The organism is Rhodopseudomonas palustris BisB18 (genome assembly GCF_000013745.1).
Lineage (GTDB): Bacteria > Pseudomonadota > Alphaproteobacteria > Rhizobiales > Xanthobacteraceae > Rhodopseudomonas_A > Rhodopseudomonas_A palustris_F.
This window is the reverse complement of the sequence record NC_007925.1, coordinates 1,552,168-1,568,439: the sequence shown is the minus strand read 5'-3', so window position 1 is coordinate 1,568,439 and position 16,272 is coordinate 1,552,168. Positions and strand designations below refer to the sequence as shown.

Annotated in this window: 13 protein-coding genes; 3 read left to right on the top strand and 10 right to left on the bottom strand. The window is 66.3% G+C overall.

The genetic code is table 11. From position 1 onward, the window contains the following. Positions 1-2: 2 nt before the first annotated feature. The 3 genes from RPC_RS07245 to RPC_RS07235 form a co-directional block, all read right to left on the bottom strand. Entirely contained in the window at positions 3-455 is a 453-nt protein-coding gene (locus RPC_RS07245) for a c-type cytochrome (protein WP_011471907.1), read from the bottom strand. Between the two features lie 212 nt (positions 456-667). Then, positions 668-2,974: a xanthine dehydrogenase family protein molybdopterin-binding subunit gene (locus RPC_RS07240; RefSeq protein WP_011471906.1), complete on the bottom strand. Its 2,307-nt coding sequence runs from the start codon at positions 2,972-2,974 to the stop codon at positions 668-670. A 184-nt stretch (positions 2,975-3,158) separates the two neighbouring features. Then, positions 3,159-3,473: a hypothetical protein gene (locus RPC_RS07235; RefSeq protein WP_041801501.1), complete on the bottom strand. Its 315-nt coding sequence runs from the start codon at positions 3,471-3,473 to the stop codon at positions 3,159-3,161. Between the two features lie 420 nt (positions 3,474-3,893). Here RPC_RS07235 and RPC_RS07230 point away from each other — a divergent pair, with 420 nt between their 5' ends. Further along, a complete protein-coding gene (locus RPC_RS07230) occupies positions 3,894-5,699 on the top strand; it encodes a carbamoyltransferase family protein (protein WP_011471904.1) in 1,806 nt (601 codons plus the stop codon). A 15-nt stretch (positions 5,700-5,714) separates the two neighbouring features. Here the strand turns inward: RPC_RS07230 and murJ are convergent, their stop codons facing one another. From murJ to rfaD, 6 genes are all read right to left on the bottom strand, one after another. Then, positions 5,715-7,244 carry a murein biosynthesis integral membrane protein MurJ gene (murJ, locus tag RPC_RS07225; protein WP_011471903.1) on the bottom strand — a complete coding sequence of 510 codons (1,530 nt, stop codon included), beginning with the start codon at positions 7,242-7,244 and terminating at the stop codon, positions 5,715-5,717. A gap of 338 nt (positions 7,245-7,582) precedes the next feature. After that, positions 7,583-8,731, bottom strand: coding sequence for a DegT/DnrJ/EryC1/StrS family aminotransferase (locus tag RPC_RS07220; protein ID WP_011471902.1), 1,149 nt, complete (start codon positions 8,729-8,731; stop codon positions 7,583-7,585). A gap of 85 nt (positions 8,732-8,816) precedes the next feature. Next, a complete protein-coding gene (locus RPC_RS07215; RefSeq protein ID WP_011471901.1) occupies positions 8,817-9,821 on the bottom strand; it encodes a Gfo/Idh/MocA family oxidoreductase in 1,005 nt (334 codons plus the stop codon). Between the two features lie 177 nt (positions 9,822-9,998). Continuing rightward, complete coding sequence (locus RPC_RS07210; protein WP_011471900.1) at positions 9,999-10,982, bottom strand: NAD-dependent epimerase; 984 nt, start codon at positions 10,980-10,982, stop codon at positions 9,999-10,001. Positions 10,983-10,986: 4 nt separating this feature from the next. Then, complete coding sequence (gene rfaE1 / locus RPC_RS07205) at positions 10,987-12,459, bottom strand: D-glycero-beta-D-manno-heptose-7-phosphate kinase (RefSeq protein ID WP_011471899.1); 1,473 nt, start codon at positions 12,457-12,459, stop codon at positions 10,987-10,989. Between the two features lie 22 nt (positions 12,460-12,481). Further along, positions 12,482-13,462 (bottom strand): ADP-glyceromanno-heptose 6-epimerase, encoded by a 981-nt coding sequence (gene rfaD, locus RPC_RS07200; protein WP_011471898.1) that lies wholly within the window; start codon positions 13,460-13,462, stop codon positions 12,482-12,484. 189 nt (positions 13,463-13,651) lie between these two features. Here rfaD and waaF point away from each other — a divergent pair, with 189 nt between their 5' ends. Next, entirely contained in the window at positions 13,652-14,731 is a 1,080-nt protein-coding gene (gene waaF, locus RPC_RS07195; protein ID WP_011471897.1) for a lipopolysaccharide heptosyltransferase II, read from the top strand. Continuing rightward, positions 14,728-15,258 (top strand): D-glycero-alpha-D-manno-heptose-1,7-bisphosphate 7-phosphatase, encoded by a 531-nt coding sequence (locus RPC_RS07190; RefSeq protein ID WP_011471896.1) that lies wholly within the window; start codon positions 14,728-14,730, stop codon positions 15,256-15,258. Before waaF ends, RPC_RS07190 begins: the two co-directional genes overlap by 4 nt. Here the strand turns inward: RPC_RS07190 and waaC are convergent. After that, entirely contained in the window at positions 15,225-16,199 is a 975-nt protein-coding gene (waaC, locus tag RPC_RS07185) for a lipopolysaccharide heptosyltransferase I (protein ID WP_041801498.1), read from the bottom strand. The genes RPC_RS07190 and waaC overlap by 34 nt on opposite strands. Positions 16,200-16,272: the final 73 nt, after the last annotated feature.

Genomic DNA, 16,272 nt, shown 5'->3' with positions numbered 1-16,272 from the left:
GGTTAAGTGTTCTTCAGCCGGAACGTTTCGTGGCAGCCGCTGCATTCCTTGCCGATCGCTTGAACCGAGACCTTCAGCGTGTCGACATCCTTGATCTTGGCCTTGGCGTCGGCGACCGCCTTGGTGAAGCTGGCGATATGGGCGTCGAAATCGGCGCGGCTGTCCCAGATCTTCGGCGACGACGAATAATCGCTGTCGGCCGGCTTCAGGCCCTTGACGCTGGCGGGAAACAGCGTCGGCAGTTTCTTGGCGGTGTCTTCGAACTGCGCCAGCGCCGCATTGACCGCGGCTTGATCGTAGGGCTTCTCACCCTTGGCGATCGGCGCCAGCACGGTGGCGAGATTCTTGCCGTTGCCTTTCATCAGCATCTGGGTCTGGTTGACCAGATCCTGCTGCGCGACGACCACGCTGGCGCCGAGGACCAAGCTCCCGATCACGATGGCGGTTCGTAACATTCAATCGCTCCCTGCTGATTCCGATCGGCGATCGGACAAATTCTCGACGCGACGGCTGCCGCTCGCGTGCTCACGCGGCGACACCGCTGCGGGCGCAAGCGCTACCAGAAAACGCTCGCTCCGCCACTGCGGCGAAATGCGCGGCAAATCCTTGTCGCCCCATGATCGTACCATTGCTGTGACGATCTCGTTCAATCGTGCGTGAGCGCGAACTACAGCCGATGCTGCCGTTCGTGGTCGCGGATCGCCATCCACACCCGCTCCGGGGTCGCCGGCATGTCGATCGAATCGATATGATAGTCCCGCCACAGGCCGTCGATGATGGCGTTGACCACCGCCGGGCATGAGCCGATCGCGCCGGCCTCGCCCGCGCCCTTGACCCCGAGCGGATTGGTCTTGCAGGGCACGTTGTGGGTTTCGAACGTGATCGGCGCGCCGTCGGCGGCGCGCGGCAGCGCGTAGTCCATGAAGCTGCCGGTGATCAGCTGGCCGTCCTGCGGATCGTACACCGCCTGCTCCATCAACGCCTGGCCGATGCCCTGCATGGTGCCGCCATGCACTTGGCCGGCGAGCAGCAGCGGATTCAGCGTGACGCCGAAATCGTCGACGATGACGTAGTTGACGATGGCGATCTTGCCGGTGGCGGGATCGATCTCGACCTCGACCAGATGCGTGCCGTTCGGATAGGTGCCGTCGGCGCTGGAGAACTTGTCGCTGGTGGCGAGCTTGGCCGGATCGACGCCCGGACGTTTGGCGAGGTCGGCGAACGAAATCGAGCGGTCGGTGCCGGCGACCCGCACCGTGCCGTCGCTGATCTCGAGGTCGGCGGCGCCGGCCTCCAGCGCGTCGGCGGCGATCTCGCGCAGGTTGGCGCCGAGTTTGCGGGTGGCGCGTTCGACGGCGACGCCGCCCGACGGAATCGAAGCCGAGCCGCCGGTGCCGAGCCCGGTGGCGATCTGGTCGGTGTCGCCCTGCACGATGTGGACGCGCTCCGGCTGAAGGCCGAATTGTTCGGCGACGATCTGCGCATAGGCGGTCTGATGGCCCTGGCCGCTGGATTGGGTGCCGATCAGGATGGTGACGTCGCCATTCGAGTCGAGCCGCAGATTGGCGGTCTCCTCGCCCATGGTGCCGCAGACCTCGACGTAGGACGCGAGCCCGATGCCGCGCACCAGGCCTTGCTTCTTGGCAGCCTTGGCGCGCCGCGGGAAATCCTTCCAGTTGCCGACCTCCATCGCGCGTTTCAGATGCGCGGCGAAGTCGCCGGAATCGTAAACCTTGCCGGTGGCGGTGGTGTAGGGCATCGCGCGGGGCGGGATGAAATTCTTGCGGCGGATCGCGTCCGGCGTCATCCCGAGCTTGCGCGCCGCGGCATCGACCAGCCGTTCGATCACATAGGCCGCCTCGGGGCGCCCGGCGCCGCGATAGGCGTCGACCGGCACGGTGTTGCTGAACACCGTACGCACCCGGCAGTGAAACGTCTTGATGTCGTACAATCCAGGCAACATCCCGGCGCCGCCGAACGGAACGTAGGGGCCGAAGGTCGACAGATAGGCGCCCATGTCGCCGATCAGGTCGACGTCCATGGCGAGAAACTTGCCGTCCTCGGAAAGCGCCATCCGGGCTTTGGTGACGTTGTCGCGGCCCTGCGCGTCGCCGACGAAATGATCGGCGCGGTCGGCGGCCCATTTCACGCTGCGGCGCAGTTTTCGCGCAGCGAAGCCAGCCAGCGCGTATTCGCGATAGGGAAACAGCTTGGTGCCGAAGCCGCCGCCGACGTCGGGGCAGATCACCCGCATCTTATCGACCGGGATCTTCAGCACGGTCTGGCACAGAATGTCGCGCAGCCGATGGCTGCCCTGGCTGCCGATGGTCAGCGTCAGGTGATCGCGCTTGGCATCGTATTCGGCGACCACCGCGCGGGTTTCCATGTAGTTGGTGATGATGCGCGGGTTGACGATGTTGATCTCGGCGATGGCATGCGCCTTGGCGAACACCGCATCGGTCGCGGCCTTGTCGCCGATCGGCACGTCGAACAGCACGTTGCCGGGAAATTGCGGCCAGACCTGCGGGGCGTCGGGCTTCACCGCGTTGACCACGCCGACCACGGCGGGCAGCGGCGTCCACTCCACCTCGATCGCCTCGAGCGCGTCGCGCGCCTGGGGCAAGGTTTCCGCCACCACGAACGCCACCGCGTCGCCGACGTGGCGCACCTCGCCTTGCGCCAGGATCGGATAGTCCGGCGCCTTGAACGGATTGTCCGGCAGATTGAACAAGCAGGGCAGACCGCCGAGTTCCTTGACGTCGTCCCCGGTCAGGATGGTCAGCACGCCGGGGCGCGTGCGGGCGCGGTCGGCATCGATGGTGAACGTGGCGTGGGCGTGCGGCGAGCGCAGCATCAGCGCATAAGCGGTGGCCTGCGGCGCATGATCGTCGGTGTAGCGGCCCTTGCCGCGAAGCAGCGCGTCATCCTCCTTGCGACGCACGCTGTGACCGACGCCGAATTTGATGGGAGCCATTGTTCCTCCGGTTGGCTGCGAGGCCTTTTCGACCATATTGCAGCGGATCGTCAGGCGGCGCAAACGGCATTCGCGCCCTAGCGCAGCCAAGGCAGCCGGCAAACAAAACGGGTGTGCCGACAGCGCCGGCACACCCGTTTGGGATTCTCAATCGGCGGATCGCCTTACGGCGATCAGGCCGGCATCAATAGGGGCAGATCACCCGGCCCCAACGGCGGCTGTAGTAACAGCCCGGCCTGACGATCGGCGCGCCGTAGAAGCCGTAACCGCGACCGCGGCCCCAGCCACGTCCGCCGCCACGATAGAAGCCGCCACCGCGATAGCCGCCGCCGCGATAGAAGCCACCGCCGCGACCGCGGCCGCGCTGGGCGGATGCAGAGCTGGTGCTGGCGGCCAGCAACACCGCCGAGGTGCCGACGATGCTGACGCAATAAATGCCGACGAGCGCGATCGCTGCGAGGCAGCGCGCGAGAATGCTGCGGGGGACATTCTGAGCCATTGTTAAAATCTCCGGTCGAGCACTGGAACCGTGGTCGTCGTCCCCAACGTGAAGGCGCGAGACAGGCCGTCCGTCAGTGCATTCCAAATCAGCCTTGGTGTGTCTGTAGCCTCGCCTACCAGAGTAAGATCAAGCCGCTCCGGTGGTCAAGCTTGGATTAGACGTGAACGTTCGTTCAGACAGTTGAGAACAGTGGAACGAACCGTATCGCGGCTCGCTGTGCTATGCAGCACGATGAATGCGGCGAAAAGATTTTTTGCGATCGAGCAACCGCTGCCCAGCTTCGCGCAACCAAAGATTGGTTAGAGCGTTGCGCCCGGCGCGCTATAAGCAACGCGACGGCGGTTTTCGTCGCGCCCTCCCCTGCCCTGCAGCGAGTATGGTACTTGGCTGCCGCGGCCTTTCCTCAGAAGACGGTTCATGGCCAAGCAGCACAACTACATTCTCGGGCTCAACACCTATGACCACGACGTCAGCGCATGCCTGTTGCGCGACGGCGAGATCGTGGTCGGCATCGCCAAAGAACGGATCACCCGCGAGAAGCACGCCAGCGGCTTCTACAAGCAGGCGATCGACTATTGCCTGGCCGCCGAGGGCATCGCGCTCGCCGACGTCGATCTGGTGGTGCGCAACTGCTACATCCTGCCGGTGCCGGAAATGGAGGAGCGGCTGGCCTATCAGGACATGCCGGGGTTCCTGCCGGAATATGAGCGGGCCGAGGCCGCGGCGCATCCGTGGTATCGCAGCAAGTCCGCCAAGGTGATGACGATCTCGCACCATCTGGCACACGCCTACAGCGCGTTCGCGGTGTCGCCGTTCGACGAGGGCGCGATCATGATCGTCGACGGCGTCGGCAGCTATCGCTCCGACGTCATGGAGCCGTTCCCCGCCGCCGACACCGCGACACCCTTGGCGCGCGAATCGGAAAGCTACTACACGTTCAGCGGTACCAGGCTGGACTGCGTGAAGAAGGTCTGGATGGAGCCCGACCGCGGCTTCTTCAGCGACGAATTCACCAACATGCCCGGGCTCGGCGCGCTGTACAGCCGGGCTTCAACCTACATCTTCGGCGACTGGAACAAATGCGGCGAGCTGATGGGGCTCGCGCCCTACGGCCGCCGCGATCAGGTCAAGCCGCTGCTGCAGATCGAGGACAACGTGCTGAGCGTGCCGCGCTGGACCGCCGAACTGAACCAGCCCTATGTCGTCGACCGCCCCGGCAAGTGGGAAGACAGCCCGTCGATGCGGCATTGGGAAGACCTCGCCTGGCGGGTGCAGGACGACACCGAAAAGGTGCTGCTGGCGCGGGCGCGCTGGCTGCGCGAAACCACCGGCGCCAAGAACCTGGTGATCGCCGGCGGCGTGGCGCTGAACTGCGTCGCCAACGGCCGGCTGGCGCGCGAGGCCGGCTTCGACAATGTCTGGATCCAGCCCGCCGCCGGCGACGACGGCATCGCCATCGGCTGCGCCTATTACGGCCTGCACGCGATCCAGCAACAGCCGCGCAGCTTCGAGATGAAGCACTCCTACATTGGAAAAACCTATCCCGAGGCCGAGGTCGCGGCTGCGACGCAGCGGCTGATGGTGCGGGCGCAGACCGAGGCGGTGCGCCACGACGACATCTGCGCAGTGACGGCGAAACTGCTCTCCGAGCAGAAGGTGATCGGCTGGTTTCAGGGCGGCTCGGAATTCGGCCCGCGCGCGCTCGGCAACCGCAGCCTGATCGCCGATCCGCGGCGGCCGGAGATGAAGGACATCCTCAACAGCCGGGTCAAGCACCGCCAGCCGTTCCGACCGTTCGCGCCGATCGTGCTGGAAGAGCGCGCCGACGAGATCTTCGAGGGCAAAGGCGATTCACCATTCATGCTGATGGCGAAAACGGTGCGGCCGGAATGGCGCGACAAGATCCCGGCGATCGTTCACGTCGACGGCACCGCGCGGATCCAGACCGTGGCGGAGGCGACCAACCCGAAGCTGTATCGGCTGTTGAAGGAATTCGAGGCGCTGACCGGGGTGCCGGTGCTGGTCAACACCTCGTTCAACGTCAAGGGCGAGCCGATCGTGGAGACGCCGCGCGACGCCGTGATCTGCTTCCTTACCACCGGGATCGATCATCTGGTGCTGCACGACACGCTGGTGTCGAAGACCAAGGCGCATCGCTTCGTGGCGCCGCTGGTCAAGGTCTATATGGACGCAGCCAGCATGGTGCTCGGCAATCTGAAATAGCCGCGGCCAAAGCCGTCAGCCGCGCAGCAGCGCGCGCAGCCAGCGGGTGCCGAACAGCAACAGAATCGCCGCGCCATAGACCAGCGCGCCGACGCCGATCAACAGCGCCAGCGCGGCCTCGTCGCGCAGCGCGCTGAGCTGCGCCAGATAAGGCGCGGCGTACCGCGCGGTCGCCCACAACGCGGCACCAAGCAGCAGGCCCACGGCGACAAACTTGGCGATCGCCAGCGTCAGCGCGCGGTCGATCTCGAGATAGCCGGCGCGCACCGCGAAGCCGATCACCAGCAACAGATTAATCCAGGCGCCGACCGCGGTGGCCAGCGCGAGGCCAACCTGCGCCAGCGCGCCGACCAGCGCCACCTTCAGCGCGACGTTGACTGCGATCCCGGTCAGCGCCGCCTTCATCGGGGTCGCGGTGTCCTTGCGGGCGTAGAACGGCGCCACCGCGCTGCGGATCAGCACGAACGGCACCAGCGCGATGGCATACGCAGCCAGCGTCGCGCCGGCCGCCACCGCGTCCGCCTTGGTAAAGGCGCCGCGCGCAAACATCGCCCGCATGATGACGTCCGGCACGGTGAGGAACGCCGCCACGAACGGCACCGAGAACAGCAGCGTGAATTCGAAGGCGCGGCGCTGCGACGCCTTGGCGCCGACGTCGTCGCCGGAGGTCAGCTGCCGCGACATTTCCGGCAGCAGCACGGTGCCGATGGCAATGCCGATCACCCCAATCGGCAGCTGATTGAGCCGGTCGGCGTAGTACAGCGCCGACAGCGCGCCGGCCGGTAGAAATGTGGCGATGATGGTGTCGGCGAACAGTGCGACTTGCGTGCCCATCGAGCCCAGCGTCGCCGGCCCCAGCGCGCGGAAAAAGCCGCGGACGTCGAGATCGAGCTTCGGCATCGCAAACCGCGGCAACCCGCCATGCCGCGACAGATCGCCGGCCAGCAGGACATATTGCAGGAAGCCGGAGATCAGCACGCCCCAGGCGGCGGCGTGGCCGGCGCTGGGAAATAACGCCGCCAGCGCCAGCGTCGCCATCATCGAGATGTTGAGAAAGATCGAGGCGGCGGCCGCGGAGGCAAAGCGCTGCATCACGTTGAGCATGCCGCCATACAGCGTCACCAGCGTGATCAGCAACAGATAGGGAAAGGTGATCCGGGTCAGATCGATCGCCAGTGCCCGCTGCGCCGGATCGTCGGAGAACCCCGGCGCCAGGATGCTCATCATCTGCGGCATAAAGAACAGCGCTATCACCAGCAGCAGCAACTGCGACGCGAACAGCAGCGTGAAGATGCGGTCGGCGAACAGCCGCGCCGAAATCTCGCCGCGTTCGCCGCGGACATGCGCATAGGCCGGCACGAAGGCGGCGTTGAAGGCGCCCTCGGCGAAGATCGCGCGGAAATGATTGGGCAGCCGCAGCGCCACGAAGAACGCGTCGGCGATCGGCCCGGCGCCGAGAATCGCCGCCAGCATGATATCGCGCGCGAAGCCGGTGAGCCGCGACAACAGGGTAAAGCCGCCGACGGTGAAGATACGCCTGAGCATCAGCCGCTTCTACAGCATCAAGGGAAGATGCAAAACCGCGATTTGGGGAATATTGGAAATCCGCCTGCCAACACCATTCCGCTCGGTCAACGGGATCGGCGGTCACGCTTTGAATGCCAAGCGGATCGACGCCCCCAATATCCCCGAAAACCCGCACCCTCTCCGCGTCATGGCCGGGCTTGTCCCGGCCATCCACGGATACGGGTTACGCCTCGCTCGTGGGCGTGGATGCCCGGAACAAGTCCGGGCATGACGGGGCTAATTGCGCGCCCAAATAACTCAGTGCGCGATCTTGGCAATCGGGACTCACCCTAACCGCGCACAGCACACCAGTGACGCTACGCCAGCGCGTCGCGCACCGCGGCGATCACCCGGTCCTGGGTCGGGGCGTCGAGATAGGCGTGCACCGGCAGGCTGATGACGTCGGCGGACAGTTCCTCGGCGACCGGCAGACCGCCATCGACGACCGGATACTTCGCGTAAGCCGTCTGCATATGCATCGACTTCACGTAATACACCGCGCTCGGCACGCCCTGCGCCTTGAGCTTCGCGGCGAAGCCGTCGCGGTCGGTGCCGTTCGGCAGCCGGATGGTGTAGCAGGCCCAGATCGAGTGATTGCCCTCGGTCACGCGCGGCACGGTGACGATGTTGCCGAGGCTTTGCGCGTAGCGCTCCGCGACCTTGTTGCGGGCTGCGATCTCGTCGTCGAAGATCTTCAGCTTCTCGATCAGCACCGCGGCCTGGATGGTGTCGAGCCGGCCGGTGAGGCCGAGCCGGACGTTGTCGTATTTGTCGCTGCCCTGGCCGTGCACCCGGATGCTGCGCAAGCGCTCGGCGAGCGCGTCGTCGTCGGTGAAGATCGCGCCGCCGTCGCCGTAGCAGCCGAGCGGCTTGGCCGGAAAGAAGCTGGTCGCGGTGGCGAGCGCCAATGTGCCGATCCGCCGGCCCTGGTAGGTGGCGCCGAAGCCTTGCGCGGCGTCGTCGAGCACGAACAGGCCTTCGGCCGCGGCGACCGCGGCGATCGCGTCATGATCGGCGGGCTGGCCGAACAGATCGACCGGGATGATCGCCTTCGGCTTCAGGCCGAGCCGCTTCGCGGTGGCGATGCCGCGCTTCAGCGATTCCACGTCCATGTTGTAGGTGACCGGATCGACGTCGACGAATACCGGCGACGCTCCGGTCAGCGCCGCGGCCTCGCCGGTAGCGCAGAAGGTGAAGGAGGGGCAGAACACCGCGTCGCCGGGGCCTATGCCCTGCGCCAACAGCACCATCAGCAGCGCATCGGTGCCGCTGGCGCAGCTGATGACGTGCTTGGCGCCGGTGTAGGCGGCGAGTTCGGTCTCGAGCTGGGTGACTTCCGGGCCGCTGACGAATTGGCAATGCGTCAACACCCGGCCGACCGCCTCGTCGATCGCGGTGCCTAGCCTTCGGCGCTGCGCGCCGATGTCGATGAAAGCCACGGGGTCGGGTCGGATATGCTGATTCATGACGCCCTATTACGATTGGGGTGGGATGATCCGCGCGCCGGCGCCGATGCTGAGCAAGGCCGGCGCGCGTGTTGGCCGGTGGCGGTTAGCCGGCGGCGCGGCGCGGCGCCTTGCGGAAGGTCGCAGCGGCAGGCACGGCGCGCGACTCCAGGCACTTGATCGCGATTTCCAGGCTGGCGACGCCCTCTTCGCCGGTCACCGCGGCGGGGCCGCCAGTCCGAACCGACTCGACGAAGGCGATCAGCTCGGCGCGCAGCGGTTCGTCGTGACCGACCGGCAGATGCCGCATCGAGTAGCTGCCGTCGGGCTGGAAGCCGAAGCATTCGGTGACCTGACGGGTCAACAGATCGCCCTGCACGTATTTGCCGCGGGTGGCGATGGTGACGTTGCGCGCCTTGAACGGCGTCAGCCAGTTGGTGTTGATATGCGCCAGCACGCCGGAGGCGGTGCGGAACTGCAACAGCGCGATATCTTCGCGCTCGGCGATGGCGCTGGACAGCTGCGGCTGCACGTCGATGATTTCGGATTCGGTGAACCAGCGGATCAGATCGATGTCGTGCACCGCAAGATCGATCACCACGCCGACATTGGACATCCGCGGCGGAAACGGCCCGACCCGGGTGATGCCGATCGACAGAATATCTTCGCCTTCGATGGCGTGCTTGATCGCGGCCACCGCCGGATTGAAGCGCTCGACATGGCCGACCATCAGCGTCACGCCGGCGCGCTTGGCGGCAGCAACGATCTCGCGGCCTTCCTGCACCGTCGACGCCACCGGCTTTTCGACCAGCACATGAATGCCGCGATTGATACAGGCGATGGCGACGTCATGATGCAGATGGGTCGGCGCCGCGATGGTCACCGCATCGACGCCGGCCTCGCATAGTTCATCGAGCGTGGCGAAGGTCGGACAGCCGATCAGCTGGCTGGCGCGGTCGCGATGATCGGGCAGCGGATCGACGATCCCGACCAGCACGATGCCGGGCAAGCCGGCCAGCACCCGGCCGTGATTGGTGCCCATCACACCGGCGCCGACGACGCCAACGCGCAACGCGCGTTCCTTGCCCAAGTCGAATTCGCGGGAAATCATATCAAGCCTCGAACTAATGTGGTCGGTTCCAACGGAACCCTGCGTCCTCCTAGCACGTCGCCCGGGGCCTGGCGAATGTCGCTCAATTGTTATCATACACGTTTTGATTCAAACAATTACACGCGCGAGGGACGGCAAAATGCAACCGAATCTCGGGAGCTTCTAATCTAGCGCCGGTCAAACCTGGTAGTGATACCGATACCAGGCCGCGAATTTGCCGATGCCGTGCTCGATCGCGGTGGCCGGACTGAAGCCGACATCGCGAATCAAATCGCTTACGTCGGCGAACGTTTCCGGAACGTCGCCGGGCTGCATCGGTAGCATGTCCTTCTTGGCCTCGCGGCCGAGTTCCTGCTCCAACAGCGCCACCACGCGCATCAAATCCTCGGGGTGATGATTGCCGACATTGTAGATCTTCGCCGGCGCGGTGCCGAACGCCTCGGCGCCGGCTTGCGGCACGCGATCGATCAGCCGCGAAACCACCGCGGTGACGTCGTCGATATAGGTAAAATCGCGGCGCATCTTGCCATGATTGAACAGCTTGATCGGCTGGCCCGCGACGATCGCCTTGGCGAACAGGAACAGCGCCATGTCGGGCCGATACCACGGCCCGTAGATGGTGAAGAAGCGCAACCCCGTGGTCGGCAGCCGATACAGATGGCTGTAGCTGTGCGCCATCACCTCGTTGGCCTTCTTGGTTGCGGCGTAGAGGCTGACCGGATGATCGGTGCGGTCGGCGACCGAGAACGGCAGTTTGGTGTTGGCGCCGTACACCGACGACGACGACGCATAGATCAGATGCTGGCAGCCGTTGTGGCGGCAGCCCTCCAGCACGTTGATGAAGCCCTGCAGATTGGCGTCGACATAGGCGTACGGATGGCTGATCGAGTAGCGCACCCCGGCCTGCGCCGCGAGATGGATCACCACCGGAAATTTTTCGCGCACGAACAAATCGGCGATCGCCGCGCGGTCGGCGAGATCGGCCTGCACGAACTCGAATTGCGCGTCGGCCTGCAACAGCGAGAGCCGGGCACGCTTCAGCGCCGGATCGTAGTAATCGTTGAGGCTGTCGAGCCCGACCACATGGTGGCCGGCCGCGAGCAGTTCGCGGGCGACATGGAAGCCGATGAAGCCGGCCGCTCCGGTGACCAGGATGCTCATGCGCTCACGCTTTGCCGTTCTGCGCGCGGGCCACCAGCGTTGTGGTGGAGTGGCCCGGCAGGATGTCGACCAGCACCACCTCGCCGCCTTGCGCCGCGACGATCTCATGACCGACCACCTGCTCGCGGGTGTAGTCGCCGCCTTTCACCAACACGCTCGGCACGATCCTGGTGATCAGTTGCAGCGGCGTGTCCTCCTCGAAGATCACCACAAGATCGACGGCTTCGAGCGCCGCCAGCACTTCGGCGCGGGCGCGCTCGTCCTGCACCGGACGGCTCTCGCCTTTCAGCCGCTTCACCGAGGCGTCGCTGTTGAGCCCGACGATCAGCCGGTCGCAGGCGCCGCGCGCCGCGGTCAGCACCTTGACGTGGCCGGGATGCAGAATGTCGAAGCAGCCATTGGTGAAGCCGATCCGCAGCCCCTCGGCGCGCCATTCCACGAGATGCGGTTCGAGGTCGCCGCCGGCCGCGACGATCTTCTCTTCAGCGGCGAGCGACGCCGGCGGCAGCACCTTGCGGCGCAATTCGCCGAGCGTGACGCTGGCGGTGCCGTTCTTACTGACCGCCACCGCGGCGCCGGCATTGGCGGCGCGCAACGCCACGTCCCAATCGGCGCCGGCCGCCAGCATCACCGCCAGCACCGCGGCCACGGTGTCGCCGGCGCCGGAGACGTCGCGCACCTTCACCGGATGCGCCGGCACGTGGATCGCTTCGCCGTCGCGCGGCACCAGCGTCATGCCCTGCTCGCTTTGCGTGACCAGGATCGCCTCGCAATCGGCCACCGCGATCGCCTCGCGCGCGCTTGCGGCGATTTCTGCCTGACTGTCGGCGCGGCTACGGGTCGCCTCGGCGAATTCCTTGCGGTTCGGCGTCAGCAGCGTGGCGCCGCGATACAGCGCGAAATTTGGGCTCTTCGGGTCGACGATCACCCGCTTGTTCAACTTGCGCGCGGCGTCGATCACCTCGCGGATCAGCCGCGCGGTCAATACGCCCTTGGCGTAGTCCGACAGCAGCACGATATCGGCTGCCGGCAATTGCTGCAGGATCGCGTCGATCAGTTGCTGTTCGACCATCAGCGAAGCAGGCGCGGCGATTTCCCAATCGGCGCGCAGCATGTGGGTGGAAAAATGCGCCGACACGAACCGCACCTTGCGGGTGGTCGGGCGGCTCTCGTCGCACACCAGCACCGGCTCGATCAGCGGCTCGGCCGCCAGCGCCGCGCTGAGCGTGCGGCCGGCGGCGTCGTCGCCGATCAGCCCGACGAAAATGCAGCGCGCCCCAAGCGCTGCGATATTGCGCGCGACGTTGCCGGCGCCGCCGACATTGATCTCGCTGCGCTGTACGGCGATCACCGGCGCCGGCGCTTCGGGCGAAATCCGCGACACCTCGCCATAGACGAATTCGTCGAGCATCAGGTCGCCGACGCACAGCACGGTCTGGCGGCCGATCGCAGGCAACACCGCTTCGAAGTCGAGCATCAGTGCAAATATCCCGTTGTGGTCACCGGAAGCGGTCCTCGGCGTCGAGGAAGCCTTTGACGTAGTGCGCGACCGCGTCTTCCAGCGCGGTGAAGCCGCCATTGTAGCCGGCGGCGCGCAACCGCTCGCCTTCGCTCTCGGTGAAGTATTGGTAGCTGCCGCGAATGCTTTCCGGCATGTCGATATATTCGATGTTCGGCTTGGCGCCGAGCGCCGCATAGGCCGACAGGATCAGGTCGCGGAAGCTGCGGGCATGCCCGGTGCCGACGTTGAAGATGCCGCTGACCGACGGCGTCGCCAACAGCCAGGTCATCACCCGCACCACGTCGTCGACATAGATGAAGTCGCGGCGCTGGTCGCCGTCTTCGATGCCGGCGCGGTGCGACTTGAACAACTGCACCACGCGGCCGGATTTGACGTCGTCGAACCGCTTGGCCAGCACGCTCATCATGCTGCCCTTGTGATATTCGTTGGGGCCGAACACGTTGAAAAACTTCAGCCCGGCCCATTGCGGCGGCAACTGGTCGCCGCGCGCGGCGCGTTCGGCGACCGCAAGATCGAACAGATGCTTGCTCCAGCCATACAGGTTCATCGGCCGCAGCTGTTTCAACGCGGCGACGGATTGATCGTCCTTGAAGCCCTGCTCGCCATCGCCATAGGTCGAGGCCGACGAGGCATAGATCAGCGGCACCTTGTTGGCGGTGCACCAGTCCAACAGCCGCATCGACAGCCGGAAATTGGTCTCGATCACCAGGTCGCCGTCGGTCGCGGTGGTCTCCGAGATCGCGCCCATGTGGATAATGGCGTCGAGCCTGCGGCCCTGCAGCCAGCCCATCAGCTCGCCCGGCGGCACGACATCCGCGAGCTGGCGCTTGGCCAGATTCTTCCATTTGCCGTCGTGGCCGAGCACGTCGCACACCGCGACGTCGGCGCGGCCGGCGTCGTTCAGCGCGGCCACGACGTTCGACCCGATAAAACCGGCCCCTCCGGTCACCAGCAGCATTCCATGTCCTGACTTGATTTCGGAACTCGAGCGCGGCCAGCTTTGCCCCACTCCGCCGCGGCAGGCAACCCGAGCGGGCGCACCCCGCCGCGGCATTCACATGACGAAATCCCGGCTGGACGCCCGGCGGCGGAGGCGCTATCGGGCTGGCCCTGCCACCCCCGTGCGCAGAACCGGATTTTTAAAATAATGAACTATGCTTCATTGTTATCGGGATTGGCGACGGCGCGGGACCGGACTGAGACCAGCCCGGTGCTGCTGATCCCCTATATGTGGATCGGCGATTTCGTCCGCTGCCATACCGTGGTGCGGGTCCTCAAGGACCGCTGGCCGGATCGTCCGGTCGACGTGCTGACCACCTCGCTGTGCGCGCCGCTGGTCGATTACATGCCCGGGGTGCGCCAGGGCATCGTCTGGGACCTGCCGCGCGGCCAGCTGGCGCTCGACCAGCAGCGGGCGCTGGCGGCCCGCTTCAGGGCGGAGCATTACGGCGCCGCGTTGGTGATGCCGCGGACCTTCAAATCCACCATCGCGCCATGGCTTGCCGGTATCCCGCAACGTACCGGCTTTATCGGCGAGGTCCGCTTCGGCCTGTTGAACGACTGGCGCCGCGGCGAACGCGCGCTGCCGCGGATGATCGACCGCTGCGCCGCGCTGGCGCTGCCCGCCGGTATCGAGCTGCCGATGGATTGGCCGGAGCCGCAATTGCAGGTGCCAGCCGACGAGATCGCCCGCTGGCGGCACGGCCGCGGGCTCGGCGAGCGCCCTGTGGTGGCGCTGGCGCCCGGCGCGGTCGGCCCCTCCAAGCGCTGGAGCTATTATCCCGACGCCGCGCAAGCGCTGACCGCGCAGGGCTATGAGGTCTGGGTCATCGGCGGCCCCGGCGAAACACCGGCGGCCGAGGCGATCGTCGCCGCCGCGGGCCCGCTCGCCCGCGACCTCACCGGCAAGGATTTGCGCGACGGCATTCTGGCGCTGGCCGCCGCCGATCTGGTGATTTCCAACGATTCGGGGCTGTTGCACGTGTCGGCCGCGATCGGCCAGCCGACCATCGGGATTTTCGGCCCGACCAGCGCCTGGCATTACGCGCCGCTCAACCCGATCACCGCGGTGATCGAGACCAAGACCGAGGTGCCGTGCCGGCCCTGCCACAAGCCGACCTGCCGCATGGTGCATCACAAATGCATGCGCGACATTGCGGCCGGCGACGTCACCGAGGCGGCGTTTGCCGCGCTTGCCGAGGCCGGGCTGCCGGCGGCGCAACCATGAATGGCGTCGCACGAAAACCTGCGGCGTTTCTCGATCGCGACGGCGTCATCAATTACAACGACCATTATATCGGAACCCGCGACCGCTTCCGCTGGATGCCCGGCGTCGCCGCGGCGATCCGCCGGCTCAACGACGCCGGCTATTTCGTTTTCCTGATCTCCAACCAGTCCGGCGTCGCCCGCGGGATGTTTTCCGAGGCCGACGTCGAAGCGCTGCATGGCTGGATGACCGCGGAATTGCGCGGCCAGAACGCCCGGATCGACGACATCCGCTACTGCCCGTATCATCCGGACGGCGTTGTCGCGGCCTATCGCCGCGTCAGCGAGCACCGCAAGCCGGCGCCCGGCATGATCCTCGACCTGATGGCGTCCTGGCCGGTGATCCGCGAGCGAAGCTTCGTGATCGGCGACAGCGCGATCGACATCGAGGCCGCAAACGCCGCCGGCCTGCCCGGCCATCTGTTCAAAGGCGGCGATCTCGACGGCTTCGTCGCTCAGCTGCTCGCCGAAGCGTCCACCGCCGGCTGATCCAGCAAACGTTCCGCCGCCTCGATCGCCTGCGGCGCCGATGGCGCGCCTATCTTGCCGCCGACCACCGTCATCGGCCCGGATCCGACCGGCCCGGTCAGGCCCGGATCGGTGCTGATGAAAATCGCCACCAGCGGCACCCGATAGGCCGCCGCGAGATGCAGCAAGCCGGTGTCGACGCCGACCACGATCGCGGCGCCCGCGATGACCTGCGCGGTGCCGTCGAGCGACTGCCGCGGCAACACGCGGCTGTTCGGGATCGCCGCCGCCAATCGCTCGCTGCGCAGCCGCTCGGCTTCCGAGCCCCACGGCAGCACCAGTTCGAGCCCGCGCCGCTGCAACGCCAGGCCCAGCGCGATCCAATCCGCCTCCGGCCATTCCTTCGCCGGCCGCGAAGTGCCGTGCAGCAGCACCGCATAGGGCGTGGCGTCGCTGCGCGGCGGTCGTTGCAAGCCGTAGTCGACCGCGCCCTGCGGCTGATAGCCCAGCGCCAGCCCGGTCAGCAGCCGATTGCGCGTCACCGCATGCTGCGCGCGGCTGACCGTATGCGTCACGTCGTAAAACCGCGCGGCGATCGGCTCGCGGATGCTCTGCGCGTCGTAGCCATGGCGCTCGCCGCTGGCGACCCGCGCCATCAGCGCCGAGCGGATCAGTCCCTGGGTATCGATCACCTTGTCGAAATCCGACTCGCGCAGCTGCGCGGCGAAATTCGCCACCTCGTTCCAGGTCGCGCGTCGGAACATCTGCTTGCGCCAGCGTCGCGTCGCAACCGGAATCACCTCGGCGATCGCCGGATGCAGCCGCGCCAGCGGCGCGAACGCCTCTTCGACCACCCACGCCATCCGCAGCCCGGGATCGTTGCGCGCGGCATCGCTGACCGCCGGCATCTGGTGCACCACGTCGCCGAGCGACGAGGTCTTGATCAAGAGAATGCCGGTCATTGACGCCATCGACTACACACTTGCAACGCAAATTCGGAACTTGGATTGCCCTGAAAGGGCATCGGTCCTCGTT